General features: G+C 61.9%; 19 protein-coding genes. 11 read left to right on the top strand and 8 right to left on the bottom strand.

Annotated features, from left to right (window positions below):
* The 4 genes from ACN9MO_RS19850 to ACN9MO_RS19835 all read right to left on the bottom strand — a co-directional run bounded on the left by ACN9MO_RS19850 (position 1) and on the right by ACN9MO_RS19835 (position 4,268).
* The gene (locus tag ACN9MO_RS19850) at positions 1 to 1,098 is read right to left on the bottom strand and encodes an ABC transporter ATP-binding protein (protein WP_113132406.1); all 1,098 of its coding nucleotides are present in this window, start codon (positions 1,096 to 1,098) and stop codon (positions 1 to 3) included.
* A 6-nt stretch (positions 1,099 to 1,104) separates the two neighbouring features.
* Positions 1,105 to 1,971 carry a carbohydrate ABC transporter permease gene (locus tag ACN9MO_RS19845; RefSeq protein WP_113132405.1) on the bottom strand — a complete coding sequence of 289 codons (867 nt, stop codon included), beginning with the start codon at positions 1,969 to 1,971 and terminating at the stop codon, positions 1,105 to 1,107.
* Entirely contained in the window at positions 1,971 to 2,867 is an 897-nt protein-coding gene (locus ACN9MO_RS19840; RefSeq protein WP_113132404.1) for a carbohydrate ABC transporter permease, read from the bottom strand. Before ACN9MO_RS19840 ends, ACN9MO_RS19845 begins: the two co-directional genes overlap by 1 nt.
* Positions 2,868 to 2,948: 81 nt before the next feature.
* Positions 2,949 to 4,268 carry an extracellular solute-binding protein gene (locus tag ACN9MO_RS19835; protein WP_113132403.1) on the bottom strand — a complete coding sequence of 440 codons (1,320 nt, stop codon included), beginning with the start codon at positions 4,266 to 4,268 and terminating at the stop codon, positions 2,949 to 2,951.
* 166 nt (positions 4,269 to 4,434) lie between these two features.
* Between ACN9MO_RS19835 and ACN9MO_RS19830 the strand changes: the two genes are divergently transcribed.
* Both ACN9MO_RS19830 and ACN9MO_RS19825 read left to right on the top strand, forming a co-directional pair.
* Entirely contained in the window at positions 4,435 to 5,223 is a 789-nt protein-coding gene (locus tag ACN9MO_RS19830) for an IclR family transcriptional regulator (protein WP_113132402.1), read from the top strand.
* A gap of 76 nt (positions 5,224 to 5,299) precedes the next feature.
* Complete coding sequence (locus tag ACN9MO_RS19825) at positions 5,300 to 6,136, top strand: amidohydrolase family protein (protein WP_113132401.1); 837 nt, start codon at positions 5,300 to 5,302, stop codon at positions 6,134 to 6,136.
* 54 nt (positions 6,137 to 6,190) lie between these two features.
* Here ACN9MO_RS19825 and ACN9MO_RS19820 read toward each other — a convergent pair whose 3' ends face one another.
* Genes ACN9MO_RS19820 through ACN9MO_RS19810 form a run of 3 tightly spaced genes read right to left on the bottom strand, consistent with a single transcriptional unit; the run spans position 6,191 to position 9,042 of the window.
* Complete coding sequence (locus ACN9MO_RS19820) at positions 6,191 to 7,327, bottom strand: extracellular solute-binding protein (protein WP_113132400.1); 1,137 nt, start codon at positions 7,325 to 7,327, stop codon at positions 6,191 to 6,193.
* On the bottom strand, positions 7,324 to 8,484 hold the full coding sequence (locus tag ACN9MO_RS19815) for a CaiB/BaiF CoA transferase family protein (protein ID WP_113132399.1): 1,161 nt from the start codon (positions 8,482 to 8,484) through the stop codon (positions 7,324 to 7,326). The genes ACN9MO_RS19820 and ACN9MO_RS19815 overlap by 4 nt, the downstream gene beginning before the upstream one ends.
* Positions 8,485 to 8,490: 6 nt before the next feature.
* Positions 8,491 to 9,042 (bottom strand): MaoC family dehydratase, encoded by a 552-nt coding sequence (locus tag ACN9MO_RS19810; protein ID WP_113132398.1) that lies wholly within the window; start codon positions 9,040 to 9,042, stop codon positions 8,491 to 8,493.
* 401 nt (positions 9,043 to 9,443) lie between these two features.
* Between ACN9MO_RS19810 and ACN9MO_RS19805 the strand changes: the two genes are divergently transcribed.
* The 3 genes from ACN9MO_RS19805 (at position 9,444) to ACN9MO_RS19795 (ending at position 12,087) form a co-directional block, all read left to right on the top strand.
* On the top strand, positions 9,444 to 10,553 hold the full coding sequence (locus tag ACN9MO_RS19805; RefSeq protein WP_113132465.1) for an NAD(P)-binding domain-containing protein: 1,110 nt from the start codon (positions 9,444 to 9,446) through the stop codon (positions 10,551 to 10,553).
* A 130-nt stretch (positions 10,554 to 10,683) separates the two neighbouring features.
* On the top strand, positions 10,684 to 11,553 hold the full coding sequence (locus ACN9MO_RS19800; RefSeq protein WP_058328946.1) for a DMT family transporter: 870 nt from the start codon (positions 10,684 to 10,686) through the stop codon (positions 11,551 to 11,553).
* Between the two features lie 237 nt (positions 11,554 to 11,790).
* Positions 11,791 to 12,087 carry a hypothetical protein gene (locus ACN9MO_RS19795; RefSeq protein ID WP_425987421.1) on the top strand — a complete coding sequence of 99 codons (297 nt, stop codon included), beginning with the start codon at positions 11,791 to 11,793 and terminating at the stop codon, positions 12,085 to 12,087.
* 24 nt (positions 12,088 to 12,111) lie between these two features.
* On the opposite strand, the gene ACN9MO_RS19790 is transcribed toward ACN9MO_RS19795, so the two are convergent.
* Positions 12,112 to 12,609: an NUDIX hydrolase gene (locus tag ACN9MO_RS19790; RefSeq protein WP_245296233.1), complete on the bottom strand. Its 498-nt coding sequence runs from the start codon at positions 12,607 to 12,609 to the stop codon at positions 12,112 to 12,114.
* A 318-nt stretch (positions 12,610 to 12,927) separates the two neighbouring features.
* Here ACN9MO_RS19790 and ACN9MO_RS19785 point away from each other — a divergent pair, with 318 nt between their 5' ends.
* The 6 genes from ACN9MO_RS19785 to ACN9MO_RS19760 all read left to right on the top strand — a co-directional run bounded on the left by ACN9MO_RS19785 (position 12,928) and on the right by ACN9MO_RS19760 (position 19,324).
* Positions 12,928 to 13,524: a DJ-1/PfpI family protein gene (locus tag ACN9MO_RS19785; protein WP_057249374.1), complete on the top strand. Its 597-nt coding sequence runs from the start codon at positions 12,928 to 12,930 to the stop codon at positions 13,522 to 13,524.
* Between the two features lie 24 nt (positions 13,525 to 13,548).
* Entirely contained in the window at positions 13,549 to 13,899 is a 351-nt protein-coding gene (locus ACN9MO_RS19780; RefSeq protein WP_057249375.1) for a ribbon-helix-helix domain-containing protein, read from the top strand.
* Between the two features lie 653 nt (positions 13,900 to 14,552).
* Complete coding sequence (locus tag ACN9MO_RS19775) at positions 14,553 to 15,056, top strand: Lrp/AsnC family transcriptional regulator (RefSeq protein ID WP_057249376.1); 504 nt, start codon at positions 14,553 to 14,555, stop codon at positions 15,054 to 15,056.
* 3 nt (positions 15,057 to 15,059) lie between these two features.
* Positions 15,060 to 16,604 carry a hydantoinase/oxoprolinase N-terminal domain-containing protein gene (locus ACN9MO_RS19770; protein WP_113132396.1) on the top strand — a complete coding sequence of 515 codons (1,545 nt, stop codon included), beginning with the start codon at positions 15,060 to 15,062 and terminating at the stop codon, positions 16,602 to 16,604.
* Positions 16,601 to 17,722 (top strand): DUF917 domain-containing protein, encoded by a 1,122-nt coding sequence (locus tag ACN9MO_RS19765; RefSeq protein WP_113132395.1) that lies wholly within the window; start codon positions 16,601 to 16,603, stop codon positions 17,720 to 17,722. The genes ACN9MO_RS19770 and ACN9MO_RS19765 overlap by 4 nt, the downstream gene beginning before the upstream one ends.
* 36 nt (positions 17,723 to 17,758) lie before the next feature.
* Positions 17,759 to 19,324, top strand: coding sequence for an ABC transporter substrate-binding protein (locus tag ACN9MO_RS19760; RefSeq protein ID WP_113132394.1), 1,566 nt, complete (start codon positions 17,759 to 17,761; stop codon positions 19,322 to 19,324).
* The last annotated feature ends 16 nt before the right edge of the window (positions 19,325 to 19,340 follow it).

The raw sequence follows: 19,340 nt of genomic DNA, 5'->3' as shown, positions 1-19,340 counted from the left end.
TCAGCCTTCCAGAGCCTTGCCAGTATCAACGTCGAAGAGATGAGCGCGCGACAGGTCGAAGCTCATCCGCACCTTCTCGCCGGAGGTAAGCGGGCGCGGATTGAGCATGCGCGACACCCAATCGCGGCCGTTGAATTGGATGAAGACGAGCGTCTCGTTGCCGAGCGGTTCGGTGATCGATACTGGCAGTTCGACCTCGTGCACGGCCGCCGGATCGCCGGCATGCAGACCATGACCGCTTGGATAGATGTCGTCTGGCCTCAGGCCGAATGTCACCTTCTGGCCCGGGCGCAGCACGTTTGCAAAGCGCGGCGGGATCGGGAGCCGGGCGCCGCTGACAAAGACCAGTGCGCCGTTGTCGACGATCGCCTCGTCCATGTTCATTGGCGGAGAACCGATGAAACCGGCAACGAACTTGGTGGCGGGGCGCTGGAACACCTCTTCCGGTGTGCCGACCTGTTCGATATGGCCGTCGCGCATGATGACGATGCGGTCCGACAGCGTCATGGCCTCGACCTGGTCGTGGGTGACGTAGATCATCGTCGCCTGCATGCGCGCGTGCAGCTTCTTGATCTCGGTGCGCACCTGCGTGCGCAGCTTCGCGTCGAGGTTCGACAGCGGCTCGTCGAACAGGAAGACATCCGGCTGGCGCACGATCGCGCGGCCCATCGCGACGCGCTGGCGTTGGCCGCCGGAAAGCTGCGACGGACGACGCTCAAGCAGATGGCCGAGATCGAGAATGGCGGCCGCTTCGGCGACCCGCGCCTTGATGTCATCGGCCGAGCGCCCGGCGATCTTCAGCGAAAAGCCCATGTTCTCGGCAACGGTCATGTGCGGATAGAGCGCATAGGACTGGAAGACCATGGAGATGTTGCGCGCCCGCGGCGGCAGATCGTTGACCTTGAGGCCGCCGATCTCGATCGCGCCGTCGCTGACGTCCTCGAGGCCGGCGATCATGCGCAGCGTCGTTGACTTGCCGCAGCCGGAGGGGCCGACTAGTGCGATGAACTCGCGATCCTTCACTTCGAGGTCGATGCCGTGGACGACTTCGAGCGCGCCGTAGCGCTTGACCAGTTTCCTGAGGGTGACAGGAGCCATGAACGATTATCCTTTCACCGCGCCGAAGGTGAGGCCCGAAACGAGGTGCTTCTGAATGATGAAGGTTAGGGTCAGCGCCGGGATGATCATCACGACGGCGAGCGCGCACATGCCGCGCCAGTCGATGGTGAATTCGGCGGTGTAGTCGAGAAGTCCAACCGGCAGCGTCTTGGAATTGACCGAGCGGGTGATCTGCGAGGCGAGCGCATATTCGTTCCAGGAGGTGAGAAACGCGAAGATGCCGGCGGACGCAATGCCGGGACCGGCGAGCGGAAACTCCACCTGCCAGAAGGCCTGCCAAGGTGTGCAGCCGTCGATCTGGGCGGCTTCCGCGAGATCCTTCGGCACCTGGCGAAAGAAGCCGTCAATCAACCAGATGGTGAAGGGCACGTTGAGCGCGACATAGGTGAGGATCAGCGAGAAATGCGTGTCGATGATGCCGGTGCGGGCGTAGAGCATGAAGAGCGGCAGCGACAGAGCGATCCCGGGCACGGCCCGCGTCAGCATGAAGCCGAGAAAGATCGCCGACTTCGCCTTGAAGCGATAGCGGGCAAAGGCGTAGCCACCGGCCATGCCGATCGCGAGCGCGATCACCGTCGATGTCACGGAGATGATCAGCGAGTTGCGGAAATAGTCCCAGACGGGAACGCCGCCCTGCCCCGCGCCCGAGAACATGGCGCGATAGGCATCGAGAGAAACGCTTTCCGGAATCCAGACTGGGGGCTTCGCCATGATTTCGACGGTCGGGCGTAGCGACGACAGCACGATCCAGAGGCCGGGCAGGCAGATCACCGCCATCGCCAGGAACAGGCCGATCAGATGTGCGACCTTCAAAAGGCGGCGGCGCAGGCGGTGCGAAGCGTTGATATCCATTACCACTCGGCTCCGATCTGCTGGCGCGCTGCGGCAAGCTTGCGGAAGAAATAGACGGTGAAGACGATCGACAAGAGGATCGCCACATAGGCCATGGCGTTTGCGAGCCCCATGCGGGCATCGGCATAGGCGGTGCGGCCAACGAGCGTCCAAAGCAGTTCGGTGCGCTTGGCAGGGCCGCCGTCGGTCATGATCTTGACGATGTCATAGGCTCGCGCCACGTCCAGCGAACGGATCGTCATGGCAATGAAGGCAAAGGGCATGAGATAGGGCCAGGTGACATAGCGGAAGGTCTGCCAGGGCGTACAGCCGTCGACGTGGGCGGCCTCGACCGGATCCTTCGGCATGGCGAGCAGGCCGGCGAGGATCAGGATGGCGAACACGGCGGTCGAGGACCAGACTTCGGCGATGATGATCGAGAGGAGCGCGAGATTGCCGTCGATCAGCCACGGGATCGCCTGATCAGTCAGCCCCAGCGACTGCAGCGCATTGTTGACGAAGCCGATGTTGTCGTTGAACAGAAACTTGAACTGGAAGCCGACCAGCACCGGCGAGAACATCATCGGGAACATCATCATCGTGCGCAGCAGGCGCTGGCCATGGGTCGCCTTGTTGACGAGCAGCGCCAGGCCGAGACCGAGCAGCATCTCGGCGTTCAGGGCCACCGTCAGCAACAGCACGGTGCGGCCGAAGGCGACCCAGAACTCGGCGTTGCCAAGCACGGTCGCGTAGTTGCGCAGGCCCACAAAGACCCAAAGCGTCTCCGGCTTGGTCAGGCGGAACGGCGTGAAGCTCGAATAGAAGGAAAAGAGCAGCGGCAAAACGATCACCGCCGCGAGCACGACGAAGGCCGGGATCAGAAGCAGGGCCGGTGCTGACAATTTCTTGAGCTTCATCGGGCAGTCCTGAGGATTGCATGAAATGGCTGAGGCGGCGCCGGCGCCCGTAAGGCACCGGCGCCGCCTCTTTGGTCACGGTCAGAGTTTGCCCGCGTCTTCCAGAATGCCGGTCGCTTTCTCGGCGGCGGCATCGAGCGCTTCCTTCGACGTCTTGTCGCCGAGGATGGCGGCCTGGAGTTCCGGATAGACGGCGTTGGAGATTTCGATCCATTCAGCCGTCTTCGGCACCGGGAAGGCATGCTTGGCGGCTTCCTGGAAAGCCTGCAGCACTTCGGTCTTGTAGGCGTCGCCTGCGGCTGCCTTGATGTTGTATTCCCAGACGGCGGTGCGTGTCGGCAGCGGGCCGGCAGCCGATTCCAGCTTCTGGCTGTCCTCGTTGGTCAGCCACCAGACGAGCGAGGCGGCGGCCTCCTTGTTGGCGCAATCCTCGGTGACCGAGAAGCCGTGATGGCCCGACCAGCCCGTGCGCTTGCCGGAAGAGCCGGCTGGCTGCACTTTCACGCCGACATTGCCGGCGACCTTGGAAGACTTCGGGTCGTTGAAGAAGCTCGCCCAGCCAGGCCAGTCGAGATTGAGGGCGATCGAGCCCGAGGCAAAGCCCTGACCAAGGTCGTCCCAGAGATAGTTGGTCGTGCCCGGTGGTACCGCCTTGTCCTTGTAGAGCTTGACGAACCAGTCGAGCGCGCGCACGCCAGCTTCGGAATTGAAGGCCGGGCGCCCGTCCTTGTCGAGATATTCGCCACCTTCGGCGATCAGCATTTCATAGAAGCGACCGTTGATCGCCTCTTCCTTGCCGGCGAACTGCGTGCCGTAAAAGTTCGGCGGAGCTGCGAAGAACTCGGCCTGGTCACTAACCTGAGCCCAGGTGTCGGGCGGTGCGAGTTCGTAGCCGTATTTCGCCTTGAATGCGGTCTTCTTCGCTTCGTCCTGGTACAGGCTCTTCTGGTAGTAGAGTGCCGATACGTCGAACTGGGCACGCGGCAGCATCACCAGCTTGCCGTCGAGCGTCGAGGCATCGATCAAGGCAGGCACGAACTTGGCGATTTCCTCCGGCGGCAGAAGTGCCAGCAGGTCGGTGTATATATTCGGATACTGCGGCGCGAAGGAAGAATGGTTGGAGCCAACGCACCAGCTGACGCCGCCGGTCGCGATATCCGACTTGATTTCCTTGTCGAGTTCGAAGTGGTTCTTCTTCGACAGGATGTTGACCTTGGCGCCGGTCGCCTTCTCCCACTCGCCGATCCGCTCGTAGAGCTTTTCGTATTGTTGTCCGCCGATCAGCTTGGCGTCGATCGTGACGCCCTCAAACTTGCCGGGCAGGTCCGCGGCCGTGGCCGTCCCCAATCCTGCGGCAAGCATGATCGCTCCGGCGGACACGCCGGATAGCAGCCTTCTCATCTCCACTCCTCCCTGGTTCACGCCCTCATCCTGGCGCGATGCCCTCATTTGTGAGAAACTAATTCATATACAAACAACAAATTTATCCAGCGTCAAGGGCGAACTTTCCTTTGTCGGCGCCTTTCTCTGCGTATATGGATATGAATATTCACCAAGGAGGGATCTCATGGACACCGAAGAGTCTGACCGCTATCGCGCGCCCGCCCTCGACAAGGGGCTCGACATTCTCGAGTTGCTCGCCAGCGTCGACGGCGGCCTGACGCAGGCGGAGATTTCCAAGCGCCTGAACCGCAGCCCCAACGAGTTCTACCGGATGCTCGACCGGCTGGTGCGGCGCGGTTACGTCACCCGCATCGATGGTGATCGCTATTCCCTGACCTTGAAGCTATTTGGGCTTTCGCAACTGCATGCGCCGGTGCGCAGGCTCGCTTCCTACGCAACGCCGCTGATGCGGGATCTCGCACAGCGCTCCAAGCAGGCAAACCACCTCGCCGTCTTCGACCGTGGTTCGGCCGTGGTCATTGCCCAGCAAGAGGCACCTGACTATTGGGGCATATCGATCCGGGTCGGATCGCACATCAGCCTGTTCGATACCGGCTCCGGCCACGTCCTGCTCGCCTTTCGCTCGGCCGAAGAGCGCGAGATGATGATCGCGGAACATGCCAAGAGCAAAGACGAGATCGTTCGCGGACCGGAGTTCTACGCCCGCCTCGACCAGATCCGCGAACGCGGCTACGAGATGATGGCGAGCGCGCAGACGGCGGGCGTCTACAACCTCTCTGCCCCGATCCTTGGGCCAGATGGTCGCGGCATCGCCGCGCTCACGGTGCCCTATATCGCGCTTGTCAACGCACCTTCGGCGCCGGACATTACCGGAACGATCGCCCTTTTGCTGAAGACAGCCGAGCAGCTATCGACGCTTGCAGGTTCGGACGTGGCGCCGGCTAGCGATTGACGCCAGCCGGCAACGGCCGTACTTCCTATCTGAATAGCTCATTCTTATGTGAGATGTCGTTCGGAGGAGAAGCGCCTTGATCATCGACACCCATCTTCACCTCATCGACAGGTCGAAGCTCACCTATCCCTGGCTCTCGGGCGTGCCGGCGCTCGACCACGACTTTCTCTACGCGACCTACGCGCGCGAGGCCCGCCGGCTCGGCATCGAGGCTGCGCTACACATGGAGGTCGATGTCGCGCCTTCGGAAATAGAGAAGGAAACGGCGGAAATCGAAAGGCTCTCGCATGAGCCAGACAGCCTGCTCAAGGGCGCCATTGCCGCCTGCCGTCCCGAGGACGATGATTTTGCGGCGTATCTAGAACGCCAGGAAGCAAACCGCTTCGTGAGGGGTTTCCGCCGCGTGCTGCACGTGATGCCGGATGAACTGTCCGAGCAGCAGACCTTTCGCGACAACATCCGAAAGCTTGGCGGGCGCCGCTTTACCTTTGACCTCTGCGTCCTGCCGCACCAGATCCCGCGAGCGATCGCGCTTGCCGACCTCGCGCCCGACGTTCAATTCATTCTCGACCATTGCGGCGTGCCCGATATTCGCGCCGGGGCCGAACACCCCTGGCGCGAGCACATGAGCGAGATCGCCCGCCGTCCGAACGTCACGGCAAAAATCTCCGGCGTTGTCGCCTATGCCGATGAGGCCTGGCAGGTCGAGACGCTGCGCCCCTATGTCGAACATACGATCGGCGTCTTCGGCTGGGACCGGGTGGTCTGGGGAAGCGACTGGCCGGTCTGCACGCTCGGCGGCAATCTTTCGACCTGGGTCGGCGCCACCCACGCTCTTCTCCAAGGCTGCAGCGCCGACGAAACGTACAAGCTGCTCGCCGGCAATGCGCGCCGGATCTGGAAGCTCGCCTAGCGAGACCCGCACTGCGAGAGGCTCCGGGACGCCAGGGCGCCCCGGAGCCAAATATCAGGCGACGGCGAAGCTCTCCGCAAACAGCCGATTGAGGTCGTCGACGACCCTTCGCGCAGGGTCCTTGCGCAGAAGGCCGTCATTTATCCGGTCCGAGCCTGCCTGCTGGAAGGCCATGTAACCATCGTGCCGGGGGCGGACCCAAGCGGTTTCCAACGTCTTGCGCGTCGCGCGGTAAAAGTCCGAGGTGGCGGCATTGACGGCGTCATCATCCCAGGCGGCCGCATGGCCCGGCTGCCCACCGCCTGCGGCATAGGGGCCGCGCTGCGCCTCGCCGCCAGCGACGAAGTAAGCAAAATCGATCGCCGCGTCGATCGCGCCGGAGAAGGCGGAGACGGCAATTCCCGTTCCGCCAAGGGCAGAGCCGGAAGGACCGCCCCGCCCGGCCACCGCGATGTCGCCGAACCTGACGAGAGACGGCCGGAAGCCTGGCATCGCGTAGCTGACATACCCATAAATCAGCGGCGCGCAGACGGCCTTCGCTTGCGGCTCGCTCATCGCTTCGAGCACGGCAATCGGATCCATCGAGAAGCAGGCGGGGTCGATCGGATCCGTCAACTCACGCAGGCGCTCGAACGCTTCGATGCCGGCATCGATCTCGATCAACTTCCCTGCCCCATCGCTGCGGCAAGGATGACCGAGATTAGCCGAGAGCGTATAGAAGCACATCAGGGAATGCGGCGGGCGCATCGGCAGCGCGACCTTTCCCTGCCGCGCCATGACCAGCATTTCAGACCAATCCGCCGCGCGCTCGGCCTGGTCCGGGCGCCAGGCCTGAACCTGTGTTGCTGCGTCGATCGGGAAGGCCCATTGCCGGCCCTGCCAGGTGTAACTCGGATAGGAGCGACCGACGCTCGCATCGGCCAGCGCCTTCCGCTCGGCTTCGCGTCCTTCGACATCGAGCGGTGCCAGACACTTCTCCTTGGTGATCTGGCCGACATGGGGATGGTCGATGACGATGAGGTCATAAGCCCGCGCCAGTTCCTCGACCGGATAGGTCTCGAAATCCTGCAGCGAACGCTTCTCCCATTCGACCGTAACGCCGGTGCGCTCCTGCCACAACCGCGAACAAGCGATCATCGGATCGTAGCCGCGCGGGTGGCTCCAGGTCATGCCCTTCAATGTGATGCTCACAGGCCGAACTCCTCTCGGATCGACGCGCTATGTTCGCCGATGCGCGGTGCGGCGCGGTCGACCTGGGCGCGATTGCCGTTGATGCGCAGCGGCGATCGCGTGGTCAGGATCGAGACATCGTCCTCGCGCTCGACCGTCTGCAACATGTCGAGCACCCGGAAGCCTTCGCTTTCGAGCAGTTCATTCCAGTTGAGGACCCGCGCACACCAGATGTCTGCGGGTTCAAGCAGGCCAAGCCAATGGTCGATGGTGTTTTCGGCGATCCGCTTGGCGATCAGCGCCTTGATCTTGTCCCGTTCGGAGAACCAGGACACCGGATCATCGCGATAGGCGTCGAGTTCGGGCATTTCCAGGAGATCCGCGAGCTTCGGGATCGGCGTCATGGCAATGGCGAGATAGCCGTCCCTGGCCGGATAGACCCCGTAGGGCGCCGAAAGATAGGCGTGGGCACTGCGGAAGCCGGAACGGGCCGGCAGCCGGCGGCCGTCATTCAAGTGCGTCGTCAGCACTTCGAACTGGAAGTCGACGAGTGCCTCGAGCAGGCTGGTTTCGATCAGGCTGCCCTTGCCGCTGATACCGCGACGGACGAGCGCTGCGAGAATGCCTTGCGCTGCCGCGGCGCCGGCGAGCATGTCGCCAATCGCCAGGCCGAAGGGAACGGGGCCCTGCCCTTCGTCGCCGTTCAGCCACATCACGCCGGAGCGCGATTGCGCCAGCAGGTCCTGCCCCGGTCGCTTCACCCAGGGACCCTCCTCGCCGTACCCGCTGATCGAGGCATAGACGATCTTCGGGTTGATCGCCTTGACCGCCTCGTAGTCAAGCCCAAGGCGCTGGATGACGCCGGGGCGGAAGTTCTGAATCAGCACATCGGCCTTGGCGAGCAGCGCCTTCAAGGCCGCAACGTCAGCCTCGTTCTTGAGGTCGATCGCAAGGCTCTCCTTGGCGCGGTTGATGGCATGGAAGATCGTCGAGTCGCCGCCGATCTCGGTGTCGCTCAGATAGAGCCGGCGCGACAGGTCGCCGCCGTCGGGGCGTTCGATCTTGATCACGCGAGCGCCGAGATCCATGAGGCGCAGCGAGCAATAAGGACCTGAGAGAAACTGGCTCATGTCGACGACGACAAGGCCGGCAAGCGGCAGTTCGTTTGCTTCCGTCATCGCGGCTTATTTCTCGGTCTTGCCGACAAAGTCGGCGGGGTTCTTGTACTTCACGGTCTGCAAGTGCTCGCAATAGAGCACCAGCTCCCCCTCGCCCTTGAAGACCTGGTAACTGGCCCGGATGAGCCCGAGCTCCTTGTAGCGGGGAATTTTGTCCATGTTGGTCCGGATCGTGTAGATCGTGTCGCCGATGAAGACCGGCTTGATGAAGCGCAGCTTGTCGTAGCCGTAGGAAAAGGCGTTGACGCAATTGGTGGCGACGAGCCCGAGACCGGCGGAGAACACGAAGGCGCCGGCGACGAGACGCCGGCCGAACATGCCATCGCGCTCGGCGAACATCTGATCCTGAACATAGGGGTGGATGTCGACCACCAGCGTATTGAACAGATGGCTGTCCCCCTCAGCGATCGTCCGGCGCAAAGACCGGATGCGCTGGCCGACCGGCCAATCTTCATAGAACCAGTTTTCCGCATTCCAGACCGGCAGGGCGGCATGGTCTTGCGGCATATCCGTGGGACGCGTCGAGGAAACACCGACGGTGGGCGTGAATTCATGCATGAGCAGACCCTTGCGTAGCGAAAGCGAAGTCCGACCTTGATTTTCGCCATCGAACGCCAGTGGTGCTCAGCGGCAGCGATCAATTTCTTCTTATATGAATAGCTTACTCACATATGGGTCGACATTGCAAGAGACTCGAGTCTTCGACGGGCACTGCGCGATCCCGAGTGCAGCGAAGGTTATGGCGCCGCACGAGCCGAATCTTCCAGGTGCCCAATCTCCGCTCCGCCGCCGGCGCAGCTCTCCAATGGGCTTGCTGAGCGGGGGATTTCTCCAAACGATGCCGCGAGCGCATTGCGTGGCCGGCTTCTTACGATCACAAGGATGCGTAGAAGAGCTGAGTTTCGCTTTGCGGCCGGCGGTCGAGCTACGCGTTTCGAGGACCAAGAGTGACCGACACCATGCCATCCACAGCCTCAACAAATGCCGCGCTTCACGCCGCGATCAAGGTCAACATTGTCGTGATCGGCGCAGGCCAAGCCGGACTGTCATCGGCCTATCACCTGATGAAGCTTGGCCTTCAGCCGGGCCGGAATTTCATCGTCCTCGACAAGAACGATAAACCGGGCGGCGCCTGGCAGCATCGCTGGCCGTCATTAACGCTGAGCACGGTCAACCGTCTCCACGACTTGCCGGGCATGGAGTTTGCGGAAGTTGTTCCCATTGGAGAAACGGAGGCGCGGGCTTCGACGGCGGTTCCCAACTATTACGCCGCCTATGAAGAAAAATTCCGGCTGCCGATCTATCGCCCGGTTGCGGTCAAGGTAGTTTGCGAGCGCTTCGGCCGGCTTCGGGTGGAAACGGACCACGAGACCTTTTCGGCCGAGGGGCTCATCAACGCCACGGGAACCTGGGAGACCCCTTCTATTCCCGCCTATCCCGGTGCCGATCGGTTCGAAGGACAGCAGCTTCACTCTCGCGACTATCAAACGGCGGACGCGTTTGCGGGCAAGCATGTGATTGTCGTCGGCGGCGGCATTTCGGCGCTCCAGCATCTCGATGAAATCTCGCAAGTGACAACGACAACGTGGGTCACGCGCCGCGAGCCGCAGTTTCACGAGGGACCATTCACTCAGGAAGACGGCCGCGCCGCCGTTGCCGCCGTTGAAGAAAGGGTGCGGAATGGGCTGGTGCCGGGCTCGGTGGTGTCCGTCACCGGCATTCCGTGGACCCCAGCCCTGCGGGCCGCCGCAAAACGAGGGGCGCTGAAACGGCTGCCGATCTTCAGTGAGATCCTTCCTCACGGCGTGCGCTGGCCGGATGGAACGGAACAGAAAGCTGACGTCATTCTCTGGGCAACGGGTTTTCGCAGCTCACTCGATCATCTCGCTCCGCTGCAACTGCGCGGGGACGACGGCGGCATCGTCCTGGGCGGACGCCTCGCGACGCGGGTCGAAAAGGACCCACGCATCCATCTGGTAGGCTACGGCCCCTCGGCTTCCACGATTGGAGCGAACAGGGCGGGCGGCGCAGCAGCACGGGAACTGGCCGCCCATCTCGGCCTGATCTGATGCGGCCGTGAGCGCGATTCCAGTCGCCATTCCCAAGTAAATGCGACGGGAAGGAACCCGTCGTTTGGTTCGAGCGCTCACGAAAAGTCTATGCTAATCAAATGGCCAACGATTCTGAGTTTTTAGTGTGATGAGCCCCAAGACCCGCGGCTATTTGTTTGCCTTCCTCGCCATCTGCATCTTCGCTGGCCAGGATGCGATAACCAAGTATCTGGGTGATCGCTATCCGGCACTCTTCATAACGATGATCCGGTTCTGGGCGTTCGCCCTCTTCGTATTTGCCTTTGCCGCGTCGTCTCCCGGGGGTATTCGCCGATCCATTCAAACGCGCCATCCCTGGCTGCAGGTTGTTCGCGGCCTTCTGCTGGTCGCAGAGATCGTCGTCATCGTCTTTTCCTATGTTCACGCCGGGCTCGCCATGAGCCAATCGATCTTCCAGGCAACCCCATTGATCATCACCATCCTGTCGATACCGCTTCTCGGAGAAGTAGTCGGATGGCGGCGCGGGGCTGCAGTACTGATTGGTCTTGTCGGCGTTCTGGTGATCATCAATCCGGTGGACGTTCATTTCGACATGTCGCTGCTTCTGCCGCTTGTCGCCTCCGTGCTGTTCGCGCTCTATAGCATCGCCACGCGCGCAGTCAGCCGCGAGGATTCCGCGGTGACGAGTCTCTTTTACGCGGGTGTGGTTGGGGCACTGGCGATTTCGCTGATCGGCCCGTTCTACTGGACCGAAGTCGTCCCCACCGATTGGTTCGCGTTGGCAGCTCTTTGCGTCTGCGGCACGCTTAGCCACTACTTCCTTATCCGGGCCTATGGGCTGCTGCCTGCCGCGGAAGTTCAGCCGGTCACTTATTTTCAGCTGGTTCTCAACGTGATGTTTGCCGTCCTGTTGTTTGGCGAAACGATCACCCACAACATGATCATTGGGGCCCTGATCGTGGTCGGCGCGGGCCTTTTCACGATCTGGCGCGAACACCAGTTGGCCAAGCGCTCATAGCCGATAACGCATCTGAAACCGCGCTTTGCGATCAATTGAGCCAGCAGGATCTCGCTTCACGACCGCACCAACATCCTGATCGCCACGCGAGGGAACAATTTCCACCTTCGCGTGTTGTCGGAGCAGCCGATCGGATGGCAAGGTCGGATGGAGTATGCGATGAAATGGCTTCTCCCAGTTCTATGTATCGCGGCAGGCCCCGCATATGCGCAAAGCCCCGGCCTGGAGACGGCCTGCATGGCAGTCGCCAAGAATTTCTTCCTGGTCGACACGCTCAACGTCGGGGTGGTGCAGTCCTTTCCCGAGATTGCCCCGCCCGGTGCACGCTTTAAGTATTCCGAAAGAGCCGACACAAAGAAGTCAGATATGACGGACACCTTCGACTGCGAGTTCGACAATGCGAAGGCGCCGACAAAAATCCTGCGCTTCTGCGTTTCACGCATCTGTTACGCCGCCGATGAGGACGATCCCGAGCGCAAGAGACGATTTCAGGAGATGCAGGTTCTTCTGCAAAGAGCGAAAACCGCACACTGATTTCCCTGCATGATGCCGGCAGCGCTACCGGGCCTGGAGTTCAAACCCGACACACAGCCCGTTTTCTGCAGCCAGAAGCAACAGCAGTTCACGGAGCTTTGGCTCAGAGACTTCCTGGACGGCGGCTTCAAGCGGAGTCCATTGTAGTCTCCGGCTTTGCCTCTCGGGGAAGTCCGCCAGAATTTCCTCGACTTCGAGCAAATGCACGTTGAGGTGATAGCTGAGGTCAATGCTATCCTTGGTATAAACGAACGAGCCAATGGCATCGCTCGATACCCGGCCTCTAACGCCAGCCTCTTCCATCGCTTCGCGCGCGGCTGCGGCGCGCGCCGTCTCCCCTGCCTCTATACGCCCCTTTGGTATTCCCCAGCGGCCGTTGCGGCGGCTCGTGACGAGCAAGACTTCAGGAAGGCTATCTGCTGAGGTCCGAAAACAAATCGCGCCAGCCTGCTGGACACATGTCGTTGAACGAGCAGAGTTTTGGGGCAGCATTTCGCATAGTAGCGAGAATTGCTCGGACATCTCTCTCGGTTCCGGTGGATTTGAAGCAGAATCTTGTTCGCGTTTATGACAGATATGTGACGGCCCGTCTCGCAATGAGTGATTGCAAAATGAAACGAGGGAGACGCCATCATTGCACCCCTGTTTTTTCCCTCAGCGAGTAGCTGTTCGGGCCGTATCGGGGGCCACACACGAGACTGACTGACAGGAACCAGGACCGGAATGGCAATCGCTCCGCCACCAATCGGTCCCGCCTGGAATTTTTGTTGTAGTATTCCGTTAGTACCTTCTGGCTCGCCTGCCCTGCTAGGCTCTTTCCATTGGTTTTGGGAGGAACAGATGACAGCTTCGAAAATTCTGATGATCACCGGTGACTTCACCGAGGACTATGAAACGATGGTCCCGTTTCAGACGCTGCTTGCCTGCGGGTACAGCGTCCATGCCGCCTGCCCCGGCAAGAAGGCCGGAGAGACGGTCGCGACCGCGATCCATGATTTCGAAGGCGACCAGACCTATTCCGAGAAACGCGGCCACAACTTCGCCCTCAACGCTACTTTCTCCAGTATTCGCGCCGAGGACTATGATGCGCTCGTCATCCCGGGCGGCCGCGCGCCCGAGTATCTGCGCCTCAACCCCGACGTCATCAAGGCCGTGCAGCATTTCTTCGAGGCCGGGAAACCGGTGGCGGCCATCTGCCACGGTGCCCAACTTCTTGCAGCGGCCGGCGTGCTGAAAGGGCGCACATGTTCGGCCTATCCCGCCTGCCGCCCGGAAGTCGAACTCGCCGGCGGCATTTATGCCGATATCGCGATCGATGACGCGGTCTCGGACGGCAACCTCGTCACCGCCCCCGCATGGCCGGCGCACCCGTCGTGGCTGCGGCAGTTCATGGCTGTGCTCGACGCCTCCGCCCTGCTACAAACGGACGCCGCCTGAGGAAGCGGACAAGGGAGGACCGCGATGTGCGAATTGTTCATAAAGGCGGACGCAAGGCTCTGGGAAAGCACAACGCGTTCGCTACGCATCGATGGCATGGTGACAAGCGTTCGGCTAGAGAACTTCTTCTGGTCGAAGCTCGAGGAGATCGCCCATCGCGATCGCATGAACGTCACGCAGTTGATAACCAAGCTGCATCATGAGTCCATCGATGCCGGCCACGATCTTGGGAACTTCACTTCGTTTCTGAGGGTCTGTTGCGCGCGCTATCTCGACCTTCAACTGACCGGGGACATTCCGACGGATGTCAAACAACCGATCGCCGGGCTGAACGCTCCGGCGATCCTCGTTCGCGAGCAGGAAAAGTACCACTGACCCTGCGGCAGGGCGGCTAACGGCTCGCAAACAGCAACGCACACTCAGCTACTTTCCCAGAAACGACTGCCGGCATTGTGGTTCGTCGGTCTTCCCATCGCGAATGCCAGGCCCGCTGTGGCGACGAGCATATCGCTGTAGGCGGTCGCCCTTGCGACCTTTGCCTGCGGCAGCGCGGTCTGCTTGATCCAGACATCGGTAATCGTGGCGAACCCTCCCGCGCCGCTGTGTTTTGCAACAGAGCCAGTTCCTGCTCCACAGCGCCAACCTAGCACCACCGCTAACCTCAAGCGCTCGTTGCGCAGTCCTCCGTCTTGATCGGGATGCTCAGCCCGATCATCAGATTGGCATTCGGCTAAAGATCAACACGCCCCCCTCTCGACCGTTCGTCAGCGCGTACGGTCTTCAGGCGCTAGACGAGAGACTTCGGGCGCGAGGCCACGCCGAACGGAAGCCATGCATGCTGCCTCCCCGCATAGCCGCATAGGTCACCTTCTCACCGCATCGCAATTTCCGATTCGGCAACTTATGAATGAATGCATGCCTAAAACGGGCAATTTTTGATAATAACTGCCCAATTTGATTGAAATATTCTTGACACAATTCCGTTTCGGAAATTTACTCGGATCATCAAGGCTGAAACGGAAACGGTGATGACCCAACGCTACCTCGTCGATGATCTGGACCGCGAGATTATCCGTTATCTCTCCGAAGACGGGCGCCTTTCGGCGGCCGAGATCGCCGGCCGGATCGGCAGCGCCTCGGAACGCACGATCCGCAACCGCATTGCCGGATTGCTCCAGGCCAAGATGATCGTCATCGGCGCTATTCCTGATCCGGTGGCGCTCGGACGCGATGTCCAGGTCGAGCTTTTGATCGAAGTCGAGCCCGGCAAACAGGAAGACGTCGCCATCCTGCTCGCCGAGTATGACGAGATCGGCTACCTCGCCGCCACGAGCGGTACGGCGAACCTCAGCGCTTCACTCTTCGTCGCCGACCATGCGGCTTTGCTCGAATTCATCGATCAGGAACTGGGCAAACTGCCCGGCGTCAAGCGCGTCACGAGCTCGGTCGTGCTGCGCCTCTACAAGGTATTTGGCACGAGGACGACCGCAATCAGCCGCGGTACGGATCTCGGCGGCAAGAAAAAGGGATAGACCATGCTTCGTATCGGAGTGGATGTCGGCGGAACCAATACGGACGCGGCGCTGCTGCGCGGCGCCGAGGTCCTGGCCACGGTAAAATCCTCGACCACCGCGGACGTGACATCGGGCGTCAGCGCAGCAATCCGCACGGTCCTGGCCGAAGCAGGCGTTTCTGCCGGCGCGGTCAATGCGGTGATGATCGGCACCACGCACTTCCTCAACGCCATCGTCGAGGGCCGGCACCTTGAAAAGGTTGGCGTTCTCCGACTTTGCGGCGCGGCGACGCGCTCGCTGCCGCCAATGATCGATTGGCCGGACACGCTTCGCCCCGTCGTCGACGGTGGTGCCGCCCTGGTTGGCGGTGGCGTCAATTACGATGGCTCGGAGATTGCACCGCTCGACGATGTGGCGATCCGCGCGGCGTGCCGCGATTGGCGGGCGCGTGGCATCTCCGCCGTCGCGATCTGCTCGGTCTTCGCCCTGGTCGACCCGAAAATGGAAAACGACGCGGCGGAAATCGTCGCAGAAGAAATGCCTGGCGCGGCAATCAGCCTGTCGCACCGCGTCGGCCGCACCGGCCTCCTGCCCCGCGAAAACGCCACGATCCTCAATGCGAGCCTCCACACGCTCGGACGCGAAACGGTCGGCGCCTTCCGCTCGGCTTTTGCCGCTCTCGGCCTCACCTGCCCGCTTTTCCTCACGCAGAACGACGGCACGCTGATGGCAGCCGAGTTCGCCGAGCGGTATCCAGTCTTCACGATCGCGTCGGGACCGACCAACTCCATGCGCGGCGCGGCCTTCCTCACCGGGCTCTCCGACGCGGCCGTGATCGATATCGGCGGCACCACCACGGATATCGGCATGCTGGTCGCCGGCTTCCCCCGCACCCGCAGCGAAGGCGCGATGATCGGCGGCGTGCCGACCAATTTCCGCGTGCCGGATGTCTACTCCTTCGGCCTTGGCGGCGGCAGCATCGTACGCCCCGGTCCGGCTTCGACGATCGGTCCGGATTCGGTCGGTTTTCGGCTGCCGGAAAAGGCTCTCTGCTTCGGCGGCGACACGCTGACGGCAACCGATATCGCCGTCGCTGCCGGCCTCGTCGAGCTCGGAGACCGCAGCCGCCTCAGCCACATCACGCCGGAATTTGCGCAGCAGATGCTGGCGCAGATGAAGGCCAGCATCGAAACGGTGCTGGACCGCATGAAGCCAAGCGCCGATCCCATCCCCGCCATTCTCGTCGGCGGCGGCTCGGTGCTGGTCGAAGGGCTGCTGGAGGGAACATCCGTTTCACTCAAGCCTGATCATTTCGGTTCCGCCAATGCAATCGGTGCGGCAATCGCGCAGGTCTCCGGCGAGGTCGACAGCGTGGTTTCGCTCGAAGGCACCACACGGGAAATCGCACTGGAATCCATCGTCGCGGAGGCACGGGCGCGCGCCGTCGAGGCCGGCGCAGATGCCGATACGACCACCCTTGCCGAAATCGAAGAAACGCCGCTGGCTTACCTGCCCGGCAATGCCGTTCGCGTCGCCGCGAAAGTGATTGGGGAGTTGCGGGCATGAAGTACTGGACGCTCAGCGAAGCGGATATCGATCGCATCGCCATCGGCTGCGGCATTCTGGGAACAGGCGGCGGCGGCAGCACCTACCACGGCCTGCTGCGTGCCAAGGCGCTTTTGCGCGAAGGCAAGCGCATTCGCATGGTGCGGCCGGCCGACATGGCACCGGATGCCCAGATTCTCGGTATCGGCGGCATCGGTGCCCCGACCGTGGGTATCGAGAAGATCCCGGAAGGCAGTGAGGGCGTCCGGCTCTTGAACGCGCTCGAACGGCATCTGGGCCGCAAGGTCGATGCACTGCTCGGTGACGAAGTCGGTGGTGGTAACGGCATCGCGCCGATGCTGACGGCGGCGATGGTCGACCTGCCTGTCGTCGATGCAGACGGCATGGGCCGCGCCTTCCCGGAAGTACAGATGACGACCTTCTTCATCCACGGCCAGGCCGTGCAGCCCGCGGCGCTCGCCGATGCCGACGGCAACGTGCTTGTCGTCACCGACGCGACGACGCCGAAGATGCTGGAGAAGCTGCTGCGCGCCAGTACCATTGCGATGGGATGCACGGCGCTGATGACGACGGCGCCGATGTCCGGTGAATTCGTCCGCCGGTTCGGCGTGCCCCACACCACCAGCCAGGCCTGGAGCCTCGGGGACGCTGTGATGAACGCGCGGGCAGCCAAGGAAGACCCGGTCGAGGCCATCTTGAGACAGTCCGGTGGCGTTCGGTTGATGCGCGGCAAGGTGACCGATATCAGCCGCCGCGTCATGGCGGGCTTCACCCGCGGCAAGCTCACTGTTGCTGGCCTGGATGCGGACACGGGGCGCACGCTGACGGTCGACATCCAGAACGAATATCTGATCGCGCGTGAAGGCGAAGAGATCATCACCATGGTGCCGGACCTGATCTGCATCGTGGATTCGGAAACCGGCCGGGCGATCGGCACGGAGGAGCTGCGCTACGGCCTGCGCATCGACGTGTTGTCCATGCCTGCACCGGTGCTGCTGCGCAGCGAAATCGCGCTCGCCTCCGTCGGCCCGCGTGCCTTTGGTTACGATTTCGACTTCGTGCCGATGGGCGTGTCTGCGGATGCGCCTGCCGTACCCCACTACAAAGAAGACGCCTAAGCGTCCGCACCTCCAGAACTCGATTGGGAGCCTGACATGAACCGACGCAATTTCTTGAAAACCGCCGCCCTCACTGCTATCGCCACAGCCGCCGCGTCGCACTGGAATTTTGCGATGGCCGAGGGCGCGAGCAGCATCTTCACGCTCGCCTATCCGACGAGCTTTCCGGACCTTGACCCGGCCACCTCGTTTTCCAACGACGGCGCGGTGCTTGCCAATGTCTATGAGGGACTGACGCGCTACATTCCCGCGACCGACACGACCGAAGCCAGGATCGACCCCCTGCTCGCCACGTCCTGGGATGTGAGCGCAGACGGCAAGACCTGGACCTTCACCCTTCGCGATGGCGTGAAGTTCCATGACGGCAGCCCGCTGACCTCGCAGGCGGTCAAGGGCTCGATCGTGCGGACCAAGAAAATCGGCGGCGGTGCGTCCTTCATCTGGGGCCCGGTTTCGTCCATCGAAACGCCGGAACCGCTGAAGGTGGTCTTCGTGCTTTCCGAACCGCAGCCACTGGACCTCATCGCATCGGCCGGCTTCGCCGCCTGGATCTATGCGCCTTCCGCGCATGACAAGGAAGCTTCCTGGTTCAATGCCGGCAACGATGCAGGGACCGGAGCGTTCAAGATTTCGCGTTACGAGCCCGGTCAGCGCGCCGTTCTCGACCGGGTCGCAGGCTATTGGGGCAAGGTGCCGGATGGCGCCTTCCAGACGATCTCGTTCGAGATCGTCGAGGATGCGACGCTCGCTCAGAACATGATCGAGAGCGGCCAGGCCGACTGGACCTACAGCCTCCCCTACGAAAATCTCGAGGCGTTGAAGTCCAATGCCGATCTCAACGTGGTCGTGAACCCTTCCTTCGAAACGCTGTTCGGCCTCTACAACGTCAAGCGTGCGCCACTTGACAAGGTCAAGGTGCGTCTGGCCCTGTCGCTCGCCTTTCCCTATGACGACGTGATCGCCGCGGGAACGAGCGGTTTCGGCACCCGCGCCAAGGGCGTCGTCCCGGCCGGCATCTGGGGCCACGATGCCAATGCGCCGATCCCAAAGACCGATCTGGAAGCCGCAAAGGCACTTCTTGCCGAAGAGGGCATTGAGCCGGGCCTGGAACTGGTCATGACCTATTCCACGTCCCAGGCGATCGAGGCGGTCGCAGGCGAACTCTGGAAGGCCAATCTCGAAACGCTCGGCATCACGCTGAAGCTTCAGCCGATGGCATGGGAGGCGCAATGGCAGCTGGGCAAATCGAACCCCGAGGCGGCACAGGACATTTTCGTCATGTTCTGGTGGCCGACCTTCGTCACCCCCTACGACTACCTCTTCAACCTGTTCCACAGCGAAGAGAAACCGAATTTCAATCTCGGCTACTATTCCAACCCGGAGGTAGACGCCAAGATCGATGAAGCGGCCAAGCTCTCGGGCACAGACCGCGCGCGCGCCGAAGCGTTGTTCATCGAAGCGCAGCGCAAGATCATCGAGGATGCAGCAGCCATCTTCATGCTCGACCAGCCGAACGTCCACATCATCCGTGCGGACATCAAGGGCTATGCTGACAATCCGGCCTACGGGCACATCGCCTTTGTCAACGATCTGAGCCAGTAGGGCACGCGGGGGTCTG

It is taken from the genome of Ensifer sp. R-19 (assembly GCF_049905105.1).
Taxonomy (GTDB): Bacteria; Pseudomonadota; Alphaproteobacteria; order Rhizobiales; family Rhizobiaceae; genus Ensifer.
The sequence above is the reverse complement of the archived record's forward strand: the minus strand, read 5'-3'. Positions and strand labels throughout refer to the sequence as shown.

What these genes read in the sequence shown, in the direction of transcription:
- ACN9MO_RS19830 (WP_113132402.1), top strand. Translation starts at nt 4,435, where the DNA reads ATGGACACCGAAGAGTCTGACCGCTATCGCGCGCCCGCCCTCGACAAG.
- ACN9MO_RS19810 (WP_113132398.1), bottom strand. Translation starts at nt 9,042, where the DNA reads ATGCATGAATTCACGCCCACCGTCGGTGTTTCCTCGACGCGTCCCACG.
- ACN9MO_RS19795 (WP_425987421.1), top strand. Translation starts at nt 11,791, where the DNA reads ATGGCAGTCGCCAAGAATTTCTTCCTGGTCGACACGCTCAACGTCGGG.
- ACN9MO_RS19840 (WP_113132404.1), bottom strand. Translation starts at nt 2,867, where the DNA reads ATGAAGCTCAAGAAATTGTCAGCACCGGCCCTGCTTCTGATCCCGGCC.
- ACN9MO_RS19780 (WP_057249375.1), top strand. Translation starts at nt 13,549, where the DNA reads ATGTGCGAATTGTTCATAAAGGCGGACGCAAGGCTCTGGGAAAGCACA.
- ACN9MO_RS19805 (WP_113132465.1), top strand. Translation starts at nt 9,444, where the DNA reads ATGCCATCCACAGCCTCAACAAATGCCGCGCTTCACGCCGCGATCAAG.
- ACN9MO_RS19765 (WP_113132395.1), top strand. Translation starts at nt 16,601, where the DNA reads ATGAAGTACTGGACGCTCAGCGAAGCGGATATCGATCGCATCGCCATC.
- ACN9MO_RS19845 (WP_113132405.1), bottom strand. Translation starts at nt 1,971, where the DNA reads ATGGATATCAACGCTTCGCACCGCCTGCGCCGCCGCCTTTTGAAGGTC.
- ACN9MO_RS19775 (WP_057249376.1), top strand. Translation starts at nt 14,553, where the DNA reads ATGACCCAACGCTACCTCGTCGATGATCTGGACCGCGAGATTATCCGT.
- ACN9MO_RS19850 (WP_113132406.1), bottom strand. Translation starts at nt 1,098, where the DNA reads ATGGCTCCTGTCACCCTCAGGAAACTGGTCAAGCGCTACGGCGCGCTC.
- ACN9MO_RS19760 (WP_113132394.1), top strand. Translation starts at nt 17,759, where the DNA reads ATGAACCGACGCAATTTCTTGAAAACCGCCGCCCTCACTGCTATCGCC.
- ACN9MO_RS19815 (WP_113132399.1), bottom strand. Translation starts at nt 8,484, where the DNA reads ATGACGGAAGCAAACGAACTGCCGCTTGCCGGCCTTGTCGTCGTCGAC.
- ACN9MO_RS19790 (WP_245296233.1), bottom strand. Translation starts at nt 12,609, where the DNA reads ATGTCCGAGCAATTCTCGCTACTATGCGAAATGCTGCCCCAAAACTCT.
- ACN9MO_RS19800 (WP_058328946.1), top strand. Translation starts at nt 10,684, where the DNA reads ATGAGCCCCAAGACCCGCGGCTATTTGTTTGCCTTCCTCGCCATCTGC.
- ACN9MO_RS19770 (WP_113132396.1), top strand. Translation starts at nt 15,060, where the DNA reads ATGCTTCGTATCGGAGTGGATGTCGGCGGAACCAATACGGACGCGGCG.
- ACN9MO_RS19835 (WP_113132403.1), bottom strand. Translation starts at nt 4,268, where the DNA reads ATGAGAAGGCTGCTATCCGGCGTGTCCGCCGGAGCGATCATGCTTGCC.
- ACN9MO_RS19785 (WP_057249374.1), top strand. Translation starts at nt 12,928, where the DNA reads ATGACAGCTTCGAAAATTCTGATGATCACCGGTGACTTCACCGAGGAC.